We start from the raw sequence: 17,540 nt of genomic DNA, 5'->3' as shown, positions 1-17,540 counted from the left end.
CACCGGAGGAGCCGGGGCTTCCCTAGGTTGGACGGGCGCCACCTCTGTCCCCACGGGAGGACCACCACCATGCTCAAGCATTCGATCCGCTGGCTGACCGGGCTGGGCGCCGCGGGCGCGTTGGTCGCCGCCACCGCCACTCCCGCGGTCGCCGCCGCCACGATCGAGCCATACTTCCAGAACTCCACCCTGGCCGTCGGCTCGACGAAGACCAACCACCTGTTCCTGTACGCCGACGAGCCGACGACCCTCAGCGACGTCTCGGTGCGGTACGACTACCGCTCCCTTGCCGGCAAGATCACCGTGGCCGCTAAAGACGGCCAGGAGTGCACTGCCCCGGAGTCGGGGGTTCTCGTCTGCGCGGAGCCCTTCGACGTTCCCTTCAGCGAGGTGCCGCCGCTCGGCGGCGGGACCTACCTCGGCCTGACCAAGCGGGTGGACATGACCGCCACCCAGGCCGCGCAGCCCGGCGACTCCGGCGACATCGTGGTCAGCTTCCAGGCGGCCGGCGGGCGGCGGGGCAGCTACACCTCGCGCGTCCGCATCGGCGAGGGAGTCGACCTGGCCGGCGGGCCGTACACCACCTTCTCCTCGAAGCCGGGCGGGAAGGTGACGGTGCCGCTGGCCGTGGCCAACGCCGGCGACAAGACCGTCACGGGATTCGTCGCGGTCTTCGACCTCGGGTACTCGATCCGGACCAAGGATCGGTTCAGCAACTGTCTCTATGCCGACGACCACCTGGTCTCCTGCCAGTTCGACGAAGAGATCCCGGTGGGCGAGGCGCTCGCCACCACGCTGAACCTCGAACTCGCCAAGGACACCTACGCCCCGAGCAACCAGTCCGGCTATGCCCAGTTCATGACCATTGCCGACTACGAGGACCTGACCCGGGTGCGCGAAGCCGTCGGTGCCCGAGCGAGCACGCGTGGCAGCGGCCCGAAGCTGACCCTGACCGCGGCACCCAGCAGGATGCGGCAGGCCGACCAGACCGACGTCGGCCCGGGCAACGACTACACCGGTTGGACCATCAAGATCGCCGGCAGGAACGGCACCGACCTCGCGGCGATCGGCGCCACGCTCAAGGGCAGGGCCGGCACCGTCGTCACGGCGACCGTCGGCTTCCGGAACAACGGCCCGGCGACGCTCGACCGGACGAACGCGGACTTCGAGGCCGCCACCCACACGGACGTCGAGCTGCCGCCCGGCACCACCGCAGTCGAGGTTCCTGACAATTGCTGGTTGCGGCAGGGCACCCGGACGTACCTGTGCGCCTCGGAGATGCTCCTCGTGGCCGGTCAGACGTACACCGTGGAGTTCCGGCTGCGTATCGACAAGGTCATCCCCAACGCCAAGGGCGCGGTGCGGGTCAACGCGCCGTGCGAATGCCCCTCCGGCGGGAGCTTCGCCGACGACATCAAGCCGGCCAACGACCGGGCCACGATCGTGGTCAACCCGGGCCAGGGCGGCGGTAGCGGCGACGGTGGAGGCGGCGGTGGCTCGCTGCCCATCACCGGTTCCCCGACCAGCCTGCTCGCCGGCATCGGCAGTCTGCTGCTCGTGGCCGGCGCGTGCGGTTACCTCCTCGCCCGGCGCCGTCGCGGCGCCCGCTTCGTCGCCTGAACCACCCCGCCTGACCGACACCCCGTCGCCCTCTTCCTGGGCGGCGGGGTGTCGTCGCGGTACGCGGAGTCACCGGGCGCTGTCGACCAGCTTCGGATAGCGGGCCGTCCAGTCGCCCAGCCGGTCCTCCCGCAGCGCGGTCAGGAACTCCGGCGCGAGCTTCGGGTCGGTACGCAGGTAGCGGTCCTTCTCCAACAGCCCGGCGACCGGCAGACTGAGCCCGACCGGATCGACCGACCGCAGCGTGGGGACGAGCCGTAGCAGGTCCAGCACGGCGCCCCGGTCGGGTGACACCACCAGGTCCGGGCCGACGATGGTCAGCAGCTTGGCGAGGCGTACCGGATCGGTGAGCACGCCCTGGTCGGCGGCCTGGCGCACCAGGCCGGCGGCGAAGACCCGGGCGTTGCGATCCCGGTCCTGGGTGCCCGCGGGCAGACCGTAGCGCTGGCGGAGCAGGTCGACCGACGCGGCGCCGTCGAGGCGATGGCAGCCGGCCGGGAACAACCGCTTCGTGTGGACCGAGCGCACCGCTTCCGGCAGGCAGGCCGGGACGCCGCCAACGGCGTCGGTAAGCGAGCGCACCGCGCGGTACGTCAGCACCATGCCGGCGTCCACCCGGACCCCGGTCAGCTCGGTCACCGTACGGCGAGTCAGCTCGTACCCCTTGGTCATCTCCGGGCGGGTGAACCCGGCGCCGAACGGGAACGCGGCGTTCAGCTTGTCGGTTCCCTGCCCCGGGATCGGCACCCCGAGGTCACGCGGCAGCGAGACCAGGTAGGGGCGACTGCGGTCGGCCGGGATGTGCACCAACAGCACCGCGTCCGCGCGTGCGCCCTCCGGTCCGGCGCCGTCGATGCCCAGCAGCAGAACGTTCAGCGCGCCGGTCGGCGCCGGCCGGCCCGACTCACTGAGCAGCTCGGCGGTCGGCGGCGGCCCCGCGGGCTCGGGAGTCAGCAGGGGCACCCCGAGCACCAGCACCGCGAGCAGGGCCAGCGCGGTGCCACCGGCCTGCCAGCGTCGCCGACGCCGACGCCGTCTGATCGTCAGCCGGTCGATGGCGGCGCGCAGCGGGCCGGTCGGCGGGGCCAGCGGCTCGTGCCGGACGAAGGCCGCCCGCAGGTCATCTTCGATCATGAGCGAACCTCCACATACTCGGCCCGAAGCGTGGCCAGTGCCCGGGAGATGGACGAACGTACGGTCCCGACAGCGCAACCGAGGATGTCGGCGATCTCGGCGTCGGGCAGATCCTCGTAGTAGCGCAGCACGAGGGTGGCGCGCTGCCGGCGCGGCAGCCGGGACAGCCAGGTCCAGATCTGGTCCCGGTCCACGGCAGACTGGGCGTGGTCCACGGACGCCGGCAGGGACTCGTCGGGATCACCGCGCAGCAGCACCCGGCGCATCCACGAGCCGCGCTTCCAGTCGACGTACTGGTTGGTGAGCATCCGGCGCACGTACCGCTCGGGTGAGTCCGCGTGGGCGACCCGCCGCCAGTTGAGCTGTACGCGGACCATCGTCTCCTGCACCAGATCCTGCGCTTGGTGCGGATCGCCGGTGAGCATCACCGCGTACCGCAGCAGCGGGGCAAGTCGCGTGTCCGCGAATTCCTCGTACGTCACTGCACCTCCCGGGGTCCTGCCTCAGATGACGGGAGCGGGCAGGCTGAACGTTGCGGTGACGGAGATCAACCTTTCGGTTCGTCTTGACGACCGGGCGGTGATCAGGGCGGCGGTGAACCTTAGCGATTCCTTAAGATCCGCTGGCTACACCTGAATCCCCCAACTGGAGGAATCCCCCTCATGCTCACCCACTCCACCCGGCGTTGGCTCGCCGGACTGGGCGTAGCAGGCGCGTTCGTCGCCGCCTCCGCCAGCCCGGCCGTCGCCGCCGCCAAGGAAGCCCCCCTCGAACTGGGCGTGTACTTCAACGACACCACGCTTGCCGCCGGTTCCGAGGGCAAGATCGACTCTCCCCTTATGTTCGCCTCCGAGCCGGTGGTCGTCGAGGGCCTCACGGTCACGTACGACTACACCGACCTCGACGGCATCGTGCAGGTCACCCGCGACACGGGTGGCTCCGAGTGCGAGTCGCCGAAGGCCGGCGTCCTGGTCTGCACGGACCCGTTCGAGATCGACCTGGACGAGTGGGCCTACGGCGGCCTCTTCGAGGTGGCGATGACGCCGACCGCGAAGGCTGCGGACGGCGACACCGGCGTCCTCAAGGTCACGGTCAGCGCTGAGGGGCTCACGTCGGCCAGCCACTCCGCCAAGATCCGGATCGGCGAGGGCGTCGACCTGGCCGCCCCGGGCGTGGAGGCCATGGTGTCGGCCGCCCCCGGCGGCAAGTTCAGCGCTCCGCTCACGCTGAGCAACGCCGGCGAGACCACGGCGAAGGGCGCGGTCGCGATCTTCGACTTGGACTACGCGATCCGCCCGGACAAGCAGTACAGCAACTGCACGTACGAGGACGGCCGCCTGCTGACCTGCGCCTTCTCCGAGGTGACCGCCGCCGGCGAGACCCGCTCGGCGGCAGTGCCCTACGTGCTCGGCAAGGACACCTACGCGCCGGGCAGCGACTACGGCTACTACAACTGGATGACCCCTGCGGAGTTCGAGGACTTCAGCACCTACCTGCAGGCGGGGGGCTACTCGATTGGGCAGCCGGGTAAGGGTTCGGTGCTGACCCTTCCGACCGTTCCGTCCAAGGCTTCGGCGCGCAGTTTCCAGGCCGACACCGACCCGATGAACAACTGGTCCGGCATGACCGTCAAGGTCACCGGCAAGAACGGCGCGGACCTGGTCGCGATCGGCGACAAGCTGACCGGCAAGGCAGGCGACGTGGTCACCGCCACCGTCGGCGTTCGCAACGACGGGCCGGCCGCCCTGGACTTCGGCCGCGGGGGCTCGCCGGTCACGAAGATCGACATCGCGGTTCCGGCCGGTACCACCGCCGTCGAGGTTCCCGAGGTCTGCGCGCCGCTCAACGGCGACCAGCAGGACTGGGAGAACCTCGGCAAGCCGGGCGCGAAGAACTACCGGTGCTACCCGGACATCTTCATCGGCGTCGGTGAGGAGCAGACGGTCGAGATCGGCCTGAAGATCGACAAGGTGATCCCGAACGCCCAGGGCACCGTCACCATCAACGCCAAGTGCGAGTGCGAGGGCTTCACCGAGGACCTGAAGCCGGCCAACGACGTCGCCAAGATCCTTGTGAACGCCGCTGGTGGCCAGGGCGGCGGTGACGGTGGCGCGCTGCCGATCACCGGTCAGTCGACCGGCCTGATCGCCGGCATCGGCGCCCTGCTGCTCGCGGCGGGCGTCGGCGGCTACCTGGTGGCCAAGCGCCGCCGGACCCGCTTCGTCGCCTGACAGAAGAATCCAACCCGCACCACGGGTGCCCCGCCGACCACGATGGTCGGCGGGGCACCGTCGTTTACAACCAGCGGGTGGTGGGGCCCGGTCCGGCGCGGTGCGGGCACCGGGCTTCGGTACCCTTTGTGGCCGTGGACACAGCTGAGAAGACCCGCGCTCTCACGGAGAGCGTCGCCCTGAACCCGCTCGACCCCAAGGACCTGTTGCAGACCTTCGGGCTGGTGGGCGTCTGGGTGATCCTCTTCGCCGAGACCGGCCTGCTGGTGGGCTTCTTCTTCCCCGGTGACTCGCTGCTGTTCCTCGCCGGTGTGGCCGCCTCGCCGGTGGCGGACGCCATCTTCGGTGACGGCACCCGGCTCTCCCTGGCCGGCCTGCTGATCGGCGGGCCGATCTGCGCGATCCTCGGCGCCCAGCTGGGTCACTGGCTCGGCGCGCGGTACGGCCGGCGGATGTTCGAGCGGCCCAACTCGCGGCTCTTCAAGAAGGAGTACGTCGAGAAGGCCGAGTACTACTTCCAGAAGTTCGGCCCGGCGAAGGCCGTGGTGCTGGCGCGCTTCATCCCGATCGTGCGGACGTTCCTCAACCCGGTCGCCGGGGCGCTGGGCATGCCGGCGCGACAGTTCCTGATGTGGAACATCGTCGGCGCGGTGCTCTGGGTGGACGGCATCCTGCTGATCGGCTACCTGCTGGCCGACCGGATCTACAAGGCCATCGGCGACAAGATCGACCACTACATCCTGCCGGTGGTCGCCCTGATCATCCTGATCTCGGTGCTGCCGATCTTCATCGAGTTCCTGCGGGACCGGCGGGCGCGCAAGCGCGGCGAGGCGGTCGCGGTGGTCGCGGCGGCCAGCGCCGCTGGCGCGGTCGAGGCGGTACGCGAGAAGTTCGACCACGACGAGCACCCGCACGACCGTCGGCACCCGGGGCACGGCCAAGAGCGCTGATCCGAGATACGACGACGGCCGGCCCCCTGGTGAGGGGGTCGGCCGTCGGCATGTCAGGCCCGCCCTGCGGCGGTGCGGCCGAGGACGAGCAGGTATCACCCACCGGTGGCGCCACCCCTGGTTCGCCACCGGACACCGCCCCGGCATGGGACGGTGCGCAGCGCCTACGTCAGCGGGCCTTCTTGGTGGCCCGCTTACGCGGCGGGGTCAGCAGGTCGGCGATCGTCGCGATCGCACTCGGGACCAGCCGGTAGTACGCCCAGACACCGCGCTTCTCCCGCTCCAGCAAGCCGGCCTCGGTGAGGATACGCAGGTGGTGACTGACCGTCGGCTGAGAGAGGCCGAGCGGTGCGGTCAGGTCACAGACGCACGCCTCGCCCTCGGGGGCCGACTGGATCAGGCTGAGCAGCCGCAACCGGGCGGGATCCGCGAGGGCCTTGAGGACCCCCGCGAGACGCTCGGCATCGGCACGTTCGATCGGCTCACCGGCAAGCGGCGAGATCTGAGGCATTGTCATTTCGGCCAACGCAGTTCCCACGTATTCCATCCTTCCACCAGCAGCATCGATCCGCCTGCATATCAGCAGATCCGAATCGGCAAACTTTTACGCCACAAGGCCGAGGTCAGCCAACGTATAGGCCGCCCTGTACGGCAATCCGGCGGCTCGCACCGCGTCGCCGGCGCCTCGATCAACAATAACCGCCACGCCCACGACTTCGGCTCCGGCCTCACGAAGCGCCTCGACAGCGGTCAACACACTTCCGCCCGTTGTGGACGTATCTTCCACCGCCAACACACGGCGGCCGGCCACCTCCGGTCCCTCGATCCGTCGCTGCAGACCGTGCGCCTTACCCGCCTTTCGCACCACAAAGGCGTCCAGGGCCCGGCCGGTCGGAGCGGCGGCGTGCAGCATCGAGAGCGCGACAGGGTCCGCGCCCAGGGTGAGCCCACCGACGGCCTCGTACTCCCAGTCGGCGGTGAGATCGAGCAGCGCCCGACCGACCAACGGAGCGGCCTGGTGATGGAGCGTGACACGTCGCAGATCGACGTACCAGTCTGCCTCGCGCCCCGAGGAGAGCACGACCCGTCCGTGGACCACAGCCAGGTCGGTAATGAATTTACGCAGGTCGTCGTGGTCCCCCATGGCGATAGAGGTTACTGCTCAAGTCTGAACGGCGTCTGCACGGCCCTCCCCGATCGGCCCGGCGAGGCACCGATGGTTGGCGATGTTCGACTACGCTCAGCGACCGACCGGGCGGCGGTGCGCCAACGCCGGACGACGGAGTTCCCGGCGCCACCGGGCGCCGACGGCTCAGCGTTCGTCGCGACCGATCCGGCTGCGGGTGTCGCGGGCGACCGCCTGGAGCAGTCGGATCGGCGCGTGTCGCAGACCGGCGACGGCCACCTTGTACTTCCACGCCGGGATGCTTACCAACTTGCCTTTTCGCAGGTCACGAAGGGCGTCGTCGACGACATCCTCGGCCCGCAGCCACAGCCACTCCGGCGTCTTCGACATGTTGATGCCGGCCCGTTCGTGGAATTCGGTACGGGTGTAGCCGGGGCAGAGAGCCATCACCCGGACACCGAATGGACGTGCCGACTGGCCGACGGAGTCGCTGAAATTGGTGACCCACGCCTTGCTGGCCGAGTAGGTCGATCCGGGCATCACCGCGCCAAACCCCGCAACCGAAGAGACATTTATCACTGCCCCGTCGCGCCGTTCGGTCATCGGTCGCAGCGCAGCCAGGGTCAGTCGCATGACGGCGTGCACGTTGAGCCGGAGCAGCCGCGCCTCGTCCTCCGCTGTGGAGCGCAGGAACGGCTTGTTCAGGCTGATGCCGGCGTTGTTGACGAGCAGGTGGACGGGGCTGTCGGACGCCAGCCGCTGCTCGACTGTGGCGCAGCCGTCGTCGGTGGACAGGTCCGCCGACAGGATCTCCACGGCGCGACCGTGCCGGGAACCCAACTCCGTGGCCATCTCGCTCAGTCGAGCAGCGTCCCGGGCAACAAGCACCAGGTGCCAGCCGTCGGCCGCCAGGCGTCGGGCGAACGCCGCTCCGATGCCGGCGGTCGCGCCGGTGACCAGGGCCCGTCGCTCGGCGGTCGTGGGGTCGAGCGTCACGGGCGGGTCCTCACCTGGGCGGGTACGGGGGCGCGGAGGGCGGGGGCTGGTGCGGTGCGGGCGGAAACGCCGGTGCGGGCGGAAACGCCGGTGCGGGCGGAAACGCCTGTGGGGCGGACGGTGCGGTGGGGCGGTGTCGACCGAACCAGGCGTTGGCCGCCGGCAGGGTCAGCAGCGTTGCTACCACAAGGTAACCGAGGGCCTGTCCGACCGAAAGCCCGGCGTTGAGCGGGATCCACCAGGACGGGTACGCGTCCGAGATGAGGCCGAGCAGCTCGGCGGTGGCCCGCTCGTCGGCGCCCAGCCGCAGCGGCGCGGCCCGCTCGCCGACGAGCACCGCCACGCTGCAGCAACCCGCGAGCAGGCCGATCCCGCAGACCACCCAGGTGGCCACCCGCACGCCACGCCGACCCGTCAGCAGCCCGAGGGCGAGGCCGGCGAGCACGAGCGCGGAGAGGGCGGCCACCACCGCGGTCAGCACCGCCGACGCGCGCAGCAGGGTCACCACGCCGTCGATCTGCTGCGGGCTCGCCGAGGTGTCCCGAGCGGCAGCCCGGAACGCGTCCACGGTCCGGCCCAGCACCGCCAGGTCGACGACTGTGTACGCGAGTGCGCCCACCGCCATCACCAGCAGCACGGCCGAGGCAAGCAGGACCACGGCGGGCCGGCGGGGCGGTGCCGATTCGGGGTACGACACGACGGATCCCTCCGGTAGGCGTCGGGTTGCAACCTACTCGGAGGGATCGTCGGCGTCGTGCTTATCCAGCGGTCAACTGGTCGACGGCGGGGTCGGCCCGGGGCGGTCGGCCGGCGGCGTGTCGTCCGGCCGGTCGGCGCCGGACGGGCCCGACGGCGGAGCGGGCGGCGGAGTGCCCGGCTGCTCCGACCCGGGTGCCTGCCCCGGCGTCGACGGATAGCCCGGCTCACCACCGGACGGATAGCCCGGCTCACCACTCGACGGGTAGCCCGGCTGGCCGGGCGCCGACGGGTAACCAGGCTGGCCGGAACCCTGCGGGTAGCCCGGGTAGCTGGCGCCGGGGGTCGGGGGCTCCCAGGCCGCGGCGGGCTTGCGGAAGAACTCGTTCGACTTGGGCAGTGCCAGCAGGATGAGCGCCGCCAGCAACGCGAGCAGGCCGATCACGCCGAGCGCGATGCTGACCGGGGCGATCCAGGACGGCAGCGCCTCCTCGAGGCGACGCTGGACCTCGTCGGGGCTCGGCATGTCACCGCCGCTGTTCCCACCGGTGGTGAAGTTGCCGCCGCCCGCGCCGTTGAGCAGGGTGCCACCCGTGCAGCAGACCATGATGCCGCCGACGATCCAGGTGGTGATGCGCGAACCGTTGCTGCCCCGGTTGTTGAACATGGCCAGCACGGCCAGCACGACCGCGAGCAGCAGCACGAGGATGCCGGCGCCGAGGGCGAACGCGAACACGAAGTTCGCCACCTGGTCCGCACCCTCGGCGGTGCTACCCGAGTAGACGTCGCGGAGCACGTCGCGGGTCTTGCCGATGGTGGAGAGGGTGACGATGAGACTGATCACCTGGCACGCCAGGAACAGGTAGAGCAGATAGCTGGAAATCGTCACGGTGGATGGCCGCTGGCGGGCCGGCGTGCTCTGGGAATCGACCACGATTCTCCTTCCCTAGATCGGGCCCACACCGTATCGGCAACCGGCCAGTCCGGCATGCCGTGCCGAACCCGGCGCGCGCGTCAGGTCCTTCAGCGGCCGTCGTCGGTGGGTCGGATCGCCAGGTCGGCGGGGTCGAGCAGGTCACCGCGGGCGACCCGCCAACCCTCTTCGCCGTACGCCTCGAAGGAGAGCCGGGCGTTCCCACCCGACTGGTAGTCGTGGTAGCGCATCGTCCCGGCCTGCGGCAGGCCGGTCTCGCCGGTGGCGGTGTAGCGCGCCTGCCCGGTCTCGGCCCAGGTGTACCGCAGCCCGCCGAGGTCGATGGTCGGGGCGCCGGGGGTGACTGTCGCGCCGGGCTCGGCGGTCCAGAGCACCAACTCCAACTCGGGGCCGCCGTCGCCCTCGACGGAGAGCCGGTGTGGCGTGCCGGAGGCGTCGTCGAGGAGATGCTGCACCCAGCTCCAGTCCCCCTCGACCAGGCGGATGGTGCCGCTCACGACGTACTCCCGCTTGCCGATCCGCACGCGATCACCCGGCGCCAGTCGGTGGGCGCCGTCGTGGGCGGGCCCGGCGGCCGGCGGCACGCCGGTGGGCCGGACCGCGGCCCGCCGCCGGGTCCGCACGACGATCACGAGCACGACCACGATGAGTACGACCACCGCCGCCACCAGGTACGCCAGCGCCCCGTCCACCCGACCACCTCCCCAGGTACGTCGGCGCAGACGGTAACAACCTCGCGCACCGAATTGAGTCGTGTCGTGACCGAAAGCTCAGCTACCGACGGCAGCCGGCGTGTTGCCCGGTGTGCTCATTGTGGATGCCCGGATGCGGCGCGCTCTGTCACGCCGGTGCGGCCGGCGGGTGGTGTCGCGGCCGGGTCATGCCGCCGCGAGTCGTTGGGTGGCGTAGTCGCCGAGGGTGGAGCGCCCCATGACGCAGCCGACGAAGGTGGTGAACTCGGTGCGGTCGTCCCGCAGCGACGTCCACGCCGCCCGGGCCGCCGCCGGGTCGACGCGCTCCAGCAGCGTCGCCGCGTACGCCCGGCCGGCGGGCGAGCCCTCGGCGAGCAGCCGGTCGAGCTGCCGGCGTACCTCCTCGGGGTGGTCGTCGAGCGCGGCCTCGACGCGGTGGTACGCCTCGGTCACCGGCAGGGTCGCACCTGCGATCCCCACCCCGCCGAAAGCAAGCGTGTCGGCGGCGACCAACTCGTCAACGGCGGCACCGAGGTCCCGCTCCCAAGCCTTGCGCATCCCGAACATGCCCCAACCCTTTCCCTCCCCGCCGACCTCTCACCCTCCTGATCAAGAGGTTTGCGTCAGGAGAAGACGTCCCGATGACGCAAACCTCTTGATCACCGCTGGTCAGGCCGGGGTCACCGTCAGGGAGTTTGATCCGGGCGTCTGGTCCACCTTTACCGTGTTGCCGTCTCGGATGGTGCCGCTCAGCAGGGCCTTCGCGAGCTGATCGCCGATCGCGGTCTGGACCAGGCGGCGTAGTGGGCGGGCGCCGTAGATCGGGTCGTAGCCGTGCTCGGCGAGCCAGTCCCGTGCGGCGTCGGTGGTCTCCAGGCCGAGCCGCCGGTCGGCGAGCCGCCGCCTCATCCGGTCGAGCTGGATGTCGACGATGGAGCGCAGGTCGTCCCCGCGCAGCGAGGCGAAGACCACGATGTCGTCCAGCCGGTTGAGGAACTCCGGCTTGAAGTGCGACCGGACCACCGCGAGGACGCCCTCCCGGCGCTGCTCCTCGGCGAGCGTCAGGTCGCTGATCACCGACGACCCGAGGTTGGAGGTGAGGATCAGGATCGCGTTGCGGAAGTCCACCGTGCGGCCCTGACCGTCGGTGAGCCGTCCGTCGTCGAGCACCTGGAGCAGCACGTCGAAGACGTCCGGGTGGGCCTTCTCCACCTCGTCCAGCAGGATCACCGAGTACGGCCGGCGGCGCACCGCCTCGGTGAGCTGCCCGCCCTCCTCGTAGCCGACGTAGCCGGGCGGGGCGCCGACCAGGCGGGCCACCGAGTGCTTCTCGCCGTACTCGCTCATGTCGATGCGGACCATCGCCCGCTCGTCGTCGAAGAGGAACTCGGCGAGCGCCTTGGCCAGCTCCGTCTTGCCGACACCTGTCGGGCCGAGGAAGAGGAAGCTGCCCGTCGGGCGGTCCGGGTCGGCGACACCGGCCCGTGCCCGGCGTACGGCGTCGGAGACCGCGCCCACGGCCTCGGCCTGGCCGACCACCCGGCCGCCCAGCGACTCCTCCATCCGCAGCAGCTTGGCCGTCTCACCTTCGAGCAGGCGGCCGGCCGGGATGCCGGTCCACGAGGCGACCACCGCGGCGATGTCGTCCGCGCCGACCTCCTCCTTGAGCATCGCGCCGTCGGCCTGGAGCTGGGCCAGCTCCTCCTCGGCCTGCTTCAGCTCGACCTTGAGCGCCGGGATGCGGCCGTAGCGCAGCTCGGCGGCACGCTCCAACTCCCCGTCCCGCTCGGCCCGCTCGGCCTCGCCGCCCAGACGCTCCAACTCCTCCTTCGCGGTGGAGAGCTTGGTGATGTGGCTCTTCTCGGTCTGCCAGCGCTCGGAGAGCACCGTGAGCTGCTCGCGCTTGTCGGCCAGCTCCTGGCGCAGCCGCGCCAGCCGTTCGGCGGACGCGGCGTCCGGCTCCTTGGCCAGCGCCATCTCCTCGATCTCCAGCCGGCGGACCGCACGCTCGATCTCGTCCACCTCGACCGGCCGGGAGTCGATCTCCATCCGCAGCCGGGACGCGGACTCGTCGACCAGGTCGATCGCCTTGTCCGGCAGGAACCGGTCGGTGATGTACCGGTCGGAGAGCGTCGCGGCAGCGACAAGCGCGGCGTCGGTGATCCGTACGCCGTGGTGCACCTCGTAGCGCTCCTTGAGCCCGCGCAGGATGCCGATGGTGTCCTCGATCGTCGGCTCGCCGACAAGCACCGGCTGGAAGCGCCGCTCCAGCGCCGGGTCCTTCTCGATGTGCTCGCGGTACTCGTCGAGGGTCGTCGCGCCGACCATGCGCAGCTCACCGCGGGCCAGCATCGGCTTGAGCATGTTGCCGGCGTCCATCGAGCCCTCGCCCTTGCCGGCGCCGACGACTGTGTGCAACTCGTCGAGGAAGGTGATGACCTGCCCGTTGGAGTTCTTGATCTCCTCCAGGACGGACTTCAGCCGCTCCTCGAACTGACCCCGGTACTGGGCACCGGCCACCATCGCGCCGAGGTCCAGCGAGACCAGCTTCTTGTCGCGCAGCGACTCGGGGACGTCGCCTGCCACGATCCGCTGGGCGAGCCCCTCGACGATGGCGGTCTTGCCGACACCTGGCTCACCGATCAGGACGGGGTTGTTCTTCGTACGTCGGGAGAGCACCTGGATGACCCGGCGGATCTCCGAGTCCCGGCCGATCACCGGGTCGATCTTGCCGTCGCGGGCGCTGGCGGTCAGGTCCACGCCGTACTTCGTGAGGGCCTGGTAGGTCTGCTCGGGATCGGCTGTGGTGACCCGCCGGTCCCCACCGCGCACGGTCGGGAAGGCGGCGACCAGGGCCTCCTCGGTGGCGCCTGCCGACTTCAGCGCGGCGGACACCGCGCCGCCCACGCGGGCCAGGCCGGTGAGCAGGTGCTCGGTGGAGGTGTACTCGTCGCCCAGCGGCCGGGCGATCTGCTCGGCGGCGCCGATGGCGTTGACGAACTCCCGGGCCAGGGTGGGCTCGGCGATGCTGGAGCCCCGCGCGGCCGGCAGGGCGTCGACCGCTCGCAGGGCGGCCCGGCGCAGCTCGGCGGGGTCGGCCCCGACGGCGCGCAGCAGGCCGGCGGCGGTCGAGCCGTCGGTGTCCAGCAGGGACAGCAGCAGGTGCCAGGGCTCGACTGTGGCGTGGCCACGCTGGTTGGCAAGCGCGACGGCGCCGGTGATGGTCTCGCGGCTCTTGGTGGTGAGTCTTTCGGTGTTCATGGGCTCCCCCGGATCGGCGTTGTCCACTGGGTTGGACACAACCAGAGTTGAGCGTATTCCACTCAACCCTACCGCTGTGACACCCATCACTCCCGCAGGCGCCACCGCCAGTCGAACTCTCCGGCCGCCGGGGGCGGGCCGGGCAGCGGGTCGGAGTCCGGCGCGGTCGACAGGCCCCCGAGCAGCACCGCGAGCTGCCGGCGGCGCAGCTGACGGGTCCGCTCGGAATCGGGCACCCGCACCGCCGCGCACGCCTCCAGGACCAGCCCCAGGTCCTGGACGACCACGTCCGCGCGCAACCGCCCACTGGCGTGCGCCCGGTCGACGAGCGCGGTGGCCAGCTCGCCGGCGCGCAGCGCGTCCCGGCCCATCTCCTCGGTCGGGGTGAAGGTGCCGGCCAGGTGGACGGTGAGCGAGTGCACGTCGGCGTCGACCACCCCGGCCAGGAACCCGGCGAACGCCGCCCAGTTGTCCGGCTCGGCGAGCGCCTCCTCGGCCACGGCGAGGTAGCGGCGCAACCCGTCGTGGCAGAGCTGGCGCAGCAGAGCTTCCTTGCCCGCGTACCGCCGATAGAGCGCGCTGATGCCGACGCCGGCGCGGTCGGCGACGGCGGCGATCGGCGCCTTCGGATCGTCGAGGAAGACCGCGCGGGCGGCTTCGAGGATCACCTCGTCGTTGCGGGCGGCCTGGGCGCGGCGGCCGGCCAGGGGCTTGGGGGAGGTTGACATGTCGTCAGCCTAACAGTGGAACGGATCGTTCCGCTCTGCTACTGTGATTGCAGAACGAAACATTCCGTTCCGAAGGAGTTCGAGATGACCGGCACCGCGATCCGTCCGTTCCGCGTCGAGATCCCGCAGACCGCCCTCGACGACCTGGCCGCCCGCCTCGGTCGCACGAGCTGGCCCGCCGAGCAGCCCGGCGCCGGCGGCGCGTACGGCATGAGCGCCGACCGGGTGCGCACGCTCGCCGACCGGTGGCGGGACGGGTTCGACTGGCGGGCCGTCGAGGCCCGGCTGAACGCCCACCCGCAGTTCGTCACGGAGATCGACGGCGAGCAGATCCACTTCCTGCACGTCAGGTCGTCCCGGCCGGACGCCACCGCCCTCGTGCTCACCCACGGCTGGCCGGGCTCGGTGCTCGAATACCTGGACGTGATCGGCCCGCTCACCGAGCCGAGCGACCCGGCGGCCCCGGCCTTCCACCTGGTCATCCCGTCGCTGCCAGGCTTCGGATTCTCCGGCCCCACCCGCAGCGCCGGCTGGAACCGCTTCCGCACGGCCCGCGCCTGGGCCGAGCTGATGAACCGCCTGGGGTACGACAGCTACGGCGCGGTCGGCAACGACGCCGGCTCGATGGTCGCGCCGGAGCTGGGCCGGATCGACGCGGAACACGTCCTCGGCGTGCACGTCACCCAGCTCTTCTCGTTCCCGTCCGGCGACCCCGCCGAGTTCGCCGGGCTGTCCGAGGCGGACCAGGCGGCGCTCGGGCACCTCCAGTGGTTCTACGAGAACAAGTTCTCCTTCAACCAGGTGCACAGCCAGCAACCGCAGACCCTGGCGTACGGGCTGGCCGACTCACCGGTCGGGCTGCTGGCCTGGAACGCCCAGCTCTTCGACGAGAGCCTGGACGACGACTTCGTCCTGGCCAACGTGGCGCTCTACTGGTTCACCGGCACGGCCGCCTCGGCGATCCGGTTCTACTGGGAGGACGCGCACGCCGGTGAGCAGCCGTCCGAGCCGACCACGGCACCGACCGCGCTGGCCATGTTCCCCGGCGACTTCCAGTCCATCCGCCGCTTCGCCGAGCGGGACCACGCGAACGTCGTCCGCTGGACCGCGTACGAGACCGACGTCGAGGGACGCGGCGACGTCGGCGGTCACTACGCCGCCCACCAGGCCACCGACGTCCTGGTCGGAGACATCCGCGAGTTCTTCGCCAGCCTCCGCTGACCGGTCCGCGCCCCCGATGCCCGCCCGCCCCGCTCGCGCCGGGCGGGCACCGGCGCGTCAACGGCCGCTAGATCCACTCGGCTTCCTGGAAATCGCCGTATCCGGGCCACCGGGACACCGCGATTTCCAGGAAGCCGAGTCGATCACGGGCGGGCTCGCTCCAAGATCTGCCTTTTGTTCACCTAGCGGTAGCCTGGGTGGGTGCGAGTACGTGTCGAGCAGACCGCCCTACCGGGGATCGGGGTACGCCACGATCTGGTGACGGAGTCCGGACGCCGCCTGGGCGTGGTCTCCCACCGCAATGGCCGCCGTGATCTTGTCCTCTACGACCCGGACGATCCCGACTCCTGCCAGGCGGACATCCCGCTTACCGACGACGAGGCGGAGGCGCTTGCCGACATCCTCGGCGCGTCGCTGATGCTCGGTCAGCTCTCCGGGCTGCGGGAGCAGGCTGCCGGTCTGCTCACCGAGCAGATCGCCATCCCGGCGGGGTCGCGGTACGTCAACCGGATGCTCGGCGACACCAAGGCGCGTACCCGCACCAGCGCCTCGATCGTGGCGGTGCTGCGCGATGGCACGGTGAACGTGTCGCCCGAGCCCTCCTTCCGCTTCGCGGCCGGTGACGTGGTGGTCGTGGTCGGGACCCGTCAGGGTCTCGACGGCGTGTCCGCCATCCTCGCCGACAGTGACCCGGACGGCTGAGGCGGATGCACGATTTCACCACACTGCTCATCGAAGTCGGTGCGCTGCTGCTGCTGCTCGGGCTGCTCAGTCGGCTGAGCCGGCGCATCGGCCTGTCGCCCATTCCGCTCTACCTGCTCGCCGGGCTCGCCTTCGGGCACGGTGGACTGCTACCCCTCGACGCCAGCGAGGAGTTCTTCGCGGTCGGCGCCGAGATCGGCGTCATCCTGCTGCTGGTGATGCTCGGCCTGGAGTACTCGGCGAACGAACTCGTCGGCAATCTCCGCGCGGCGGCACCGGCCGGCCTGATCGACGGGGTGCTCAACGCGTTACCCGGTGCCATCTTCGCCCTGCTGCTCGGCTGGGACTGGGTGGCCGCCCTCGTGCTCGGCGGCATCACCTGGGTCTCCTCCTCCGGGGTCATCGCCAAGGTCCTCGCCGACCTGGGCCGGCTCGGTAACCGGGAGACCCCGGTGATCCTCTCGGTGCTGGTGATCGAGGACCTGGCGATGGCGCTCTACCTGCCGCTTGTCACCGCCGTCCTGGCCGGCACCGGCCTGCTCGGCGGCGGCATCGCGCTCACCGTCGCGGTGGCCACGGTGCTGATCGTGCTCGTGGTCGCCATCCGGTACGGCCACCTGATCTCGTCCGCCCTGTCGGCGAAGGACCCGGAGGCGCTGCTCCTCGGCGTACTCGGTCTGACCCTGCTGATCGCCGGCCTCGCCGCGTCGCTCCAGGTATCGGCGGCGGTCGGCGCGTTCCTGGTCGGCATCGCCCTCTCCGGCCCGGTCGCGCACCACGCCACCGAGCTGCTCTCGCCCCTGCGGGACCTGTTCGCTGCGGTGTTCTTCGTCTTCTTCGGCCTGACCACCGACCCGCAGGACATTCCGCCGGTGCTGCTGCCGGCGCTCGCGCTGGCCGTGGTCACCATGGCGACGAAGACGCTCACCGGCTACCTCGCGGCCCGCCGGGTCGGCATCGCCGAACCCGGTCGCTGGCGGGCCGGTCTGGCCCTCGTACCCCGAGGGGAGTTCTCCATCGTCATCGCCGGGCTCGCGGTTGCGGCCGGCAGCGTCGAGCCGCGGTTGGCCGCGCTCGCCGCGACGTACGTCCTGATCACTGTCGTGACCGGGCCGATCCTGGCCCGGCTGCCGGACTTCCCGTGGTTCAAGCGGTGGCTGCGCAACCGCGCGGAGGCCCAGCGGCGGGAGCCGGTGACGGTCCACGACTGACGCGCACCGCCGCTGTCGTGCCCTGTTGGCGCGGCAGC

The 17,540-nt window shown here is 71.0% G+C and carries 17 protein-coding genes; 6 read left to right on the top strand and 11 right to left on the bottom strand.

Translation table 11 applies throughout. The features are described 5' to 3' along the window. Window positions 1-69 precede the first annotated feature (69 nt). Entirely contained in the window at window positions 70-1,620 is a 1,551-nt protein-coding gene (locus MILUP08_RS01880; RefSeq protein ID WP_007454260.1) for an LPXTG cell wall anchor domain-containing protein, read from the top strand. Between the two features lie 69 nt (window positions 1,621-1,689). On the opposite strand, the gene MILUP08_RS01875 is transcribed toward MILUP08_RS01880, so the two are convergent. Continuing rightward, the gene (locus MILUP08_RS01875; RefSeq protein ID WP_007454259.1) at window positions 1,690-2,754 is read right to left on the bottom strand and encodes an LCP family protein; all 1,065 of its coding nucleotides are present in this window, start codon (window positions 2,752-2,754) and stop codon (window positions 1,690-1,692) included. Then, a complete protein-coding gene (locus tag MILUP08_RS01870; protein WP_007454258.1) occupies window positions 2,751-3,236 on the bottom strand; it encodes a SigE family RNA polymerase sigma factor in 486 nt (161 codons plus the stop codon). Before MILUP08_RS01870 ends, MILUP08_RS01875 begins: the two co-directional genes overlap by 4 nt. Window positions 3,237-3,416: 180 nt before the next feature. Here MILUP08_RS01870 and MILUP08_RS01865 point away from each other — a divergent pair, with 180 nt between their 5' ends. Together MILUP08_RS01865 and MILUP08_RS01860 are read left to right on the top strand one after the other, a co-directional pair. Next, a complete protein-coding gene (locus tag MILUP08_RS01865; RefSeq protein WP_007454257.1) occupies window positions 3,417-4,985 on the top strand; it encodes an LPXTG cell wall anchor domain-containing protein in 1,569 nt (522 codons plus the stop codon). A gap of 128 nt (window positions 4,986-5,113) precedes the next feature. After that, window positions 5,114-5,935, top strand: a complete 822-nt coding sequence (locus tag MILUP08_RS01860; RefSeq protein ID WP_007454256.1) for a DedA family protein — start codon at window positions 5,114-5,116, stop codon at window positions 5,933-5,935. 169 nt (window positions 5,936-6,104) lie between these two features. On the opposite strand, the gene MILUP08_RS01855 is transcribed toward MILUP08_RS01860, so the two are convergent. The 9 genes from MILUP08_RS01855 to MILUP08_RS01815 form a co-directional block, all read right to left on the bottom strand. Next, window positions 6,105-6,482, bottom strand: coding sequence for an ArsR/SmtB family transcription factor (locus MILUP08_RS01855; protein WP_007454255.1), 378 nt, complete (start codon window positions 6,480-6,482; stop codon window positions 6,105-6,107). Between the two features lie 57 nt (window positions 6,483-6,539). Then, window positions 6,540-7,079, bottom strand: coding sequence for an orotate phosphoribosyltransferase (gene pyrE, locus MILUP08_RS01850; protein ID WP_007454251.1), 540 nt, complete (start codon window positions 7,077-7,079; stop codon window positions 6,540-6,542). 168 nt (window positions 7,080-7,247) lie between these two features. Continuing rightward, on the bottom strand, window positions 7,248-8,057 hold the full coding sequence (locus MILUP08_RS01845; RefSeq protein ID WP_007454250.1) for an SDR family NAD(P)-dependent oxidoreductase: 810 nt from the start codon (window positions 8,055-8,057) through the stop codon (window positions 7,248-7,250). A 10-nt stretch (window positions 8,058-8,067) separates the two neighbouring features. Further along, window positions 8,068-8,754, bottom strand: a complete 687-nt coding sequence (locus MILUP08_RS01840; protein ID WP_007454249.1) for a hypothetical protein — start codon at window positions 8,752-8,754, stop codon at window positions 8,068-8,070. Between the two features lie 72 nt (window positions 8,755-8,826). Beyond that, window positions 8,827-9,687: a hypothetical protein gene (locus tag MILUP08_RS01835; protein WP_007454248.1), complete on the bottom strand. Its 861-nt coding sequence runs from the start codon at window positions 9,685-9,687 to the stop codon at window positions 8,827-8,829. Window positions 9,688-9,776: 89 nt separating this feature from the next. After that, on the bottom strand, window positions 9,777-10,379 hold the full coding sequence (locus tag MILUP08_RS01830) for a DUF4178 domain-containing protein (RefSeq protein WP_007454247.1): 603 nt from the start codon (window positions 10,377-10,379) through the stop codon (window positions 9,777-9,779). Between the two features lie 186 nt (window positions 10,380-10,565). Beyond that, the gene (locus MILUP08_RS01825; RefSeq protein ID WP_007454246.1) at window positions 10,566-10,946 is read right to left on the bottom strand and encodes a hypothetical protein; all 381 of its coding nucleotides are present in this window, start codon (window positions 10,944-10,946) and stop codon (window positions 10,566-10,568) included. A gap of 102 nt (window positions 10,947-11,048) precedes the next feature. Further along, window positions 11,049-13,640 carry an ATP-dependent chaperone ClpB gene (gene clpB, locus MILUP08_RS01820; RefSeq protein ID WP_007454245.1) on the bottom strand — a complete coding sequence of 864 codons (2,592 nt, stop codon included), beginning with the start codon at window positions 13,638-13,640 and terminating at the stop codon, window positions 11,049-11,051. Between the two features lie 86 nt (window positions 13,641-13,726). Continuing rightward, window positions 13,727-14,368 (bottom strand): TetR/AcrR family transcriptional regulator, encoded by a 642-nt coding sequence (locus MILUP08_RS01815; RefSeq protein ID WP_007454244.1) that lies wholly within the window; start codon window positions 14,366-14,368, stop codon window positions 13,727-13,729. Between the two features lie 84 nt (window positions 14,369-14,452). Between MILUP08_RS01815 and MILUP08_RS01810 the strand changes: the two genes are divergently transcribed. From MILUP08_RS01810 to MILUP08_RS01800, 3 genes are all read left to right on the top strand, one after another. Next, window positions 14,453-15,589 carry an epoxide hydrolase family protein gene (locus MILUP08_RS01810; protein WP_007454243.1) on the top strand — a complete coding sequence of 379 codons (1,137 nt, stop codon included), beginning with the start codon at window positions 14,453-14,455 and terminating at the stop codon, window positions 15,587-15,589. A gap of 201 nt (window positions 15,590-15,790) precedes the next feature. Then, a complete protein-coding gene (locus MILUP08_RS01805) occupies window positions 15,791-16,291 on the top strand; it encodes a cation:proton antiporter regulatory subunit (protein WP_007454242.1) in 501 nt (166 codons plus the stop codon). Window positions 16,292-16,296: 5 nt separating this feature from the next. After that, a complete protein-coding gene (locus tag MILUP08_RS01800) occupies window positions 16,297-17,502 on the top strand; it encodes a cation:proton antiporter (protein WP_007454241.1) in 1,206 nt (401 codons plus the stop codon). Window positions 17,503-17,540: the final 38 nt, after the last annotated feature.

The organism is Micromonospora lupini str. Lupac 08, from assembly GCF_000297395.2.
Classification (GTDB): domain Bacteria; phylum Actinomycetota; class Actinomycetes; order Mycobacteriales; family Micromonosporaceae; genus Micromonospora; species Micromonospora lupini.
This window is presented reverse-complemented; position numbering and strand designations above follow the sequence as displayed.

What these genes read in the sequence shown, in the direction of transcription:
- MILUP08_RS01865 (WP_007454257.1), top strand. Translation starts at nt 3,417, where the DNA reads ATGCTCACCCACTCCACCCGGCGTTGGCTCGCCGGACTGGGCGTAGCA.
- MILUP08_RS01815 (WP_007454244.1), bottom strand. Translation starts at nt 14,368, where the DNA reads ATGTCAACCTCCCCCAAGCCCCTGGCCGGCCGCCGCGCCCAGGCCGCC.
- pyrE (WP_007454251.1), bottom strand. Translation starts at nt 7,079, where the DNA reads ATGGGGGACCACGACGACCTGCGTAAATTCATTACCGACCTGGCTGTG.
- MILUP08_RS01800 (WP_007454241.1), top strand. Translation starts at nt 16,297, where the DNA reads ATGCACGATTTCACCACACTGCTCATCGAAGTCGGTGCGCTGCTGCTG.
- MILUP08_RS01875 (WP_007454259.1), bottom strand. Translation starts at nt 2,754, where the DNA reads ATGATCGAAGATGACCTGCGGGCGGCCTTCGTCCGGCACGAGCCGCTG.
- MILUP08_RS01810 (WP_007454243.1), top strand. Translation starts at nt 14,453, where the DNA reads ATGACCGGCACCGCGATCCGTCCGTTCCGCGTCGAGATCCCGCAGACC.
- MILUP08_RS01825 (WP_007454246.1), bottom strand. Translation starts at nt 10,946, where the DNA reads ATGTTCGGGATGCGCAAGGCTTGGGAGCGGGACCTCGGTGCCGCCGTT.
- clpB (WP_007454245.1), bottom strand. Translation starts at nt 13,640, where the DNA reads ATGAACACCGAAAGACTCACCACCAAGAGCCGCGAGACCATCACCGGC.
- MILUP08_RS01880 (WP_007454260.1), top strand. Translation starts at nt 70, where the DNA reads ATGCTCAAGCATTCGATCCGCTGGCTGACCGGGCTGGGCGCCGCGGGC.
- MILUP08_RS01855 (WP_007454255.1), bottom strand. Translation starts at nt 6,482, where the DNA reads ATGGAATACGTGGGAACTGCGTTGGCCGAAATGACAATGCCTCAGATC.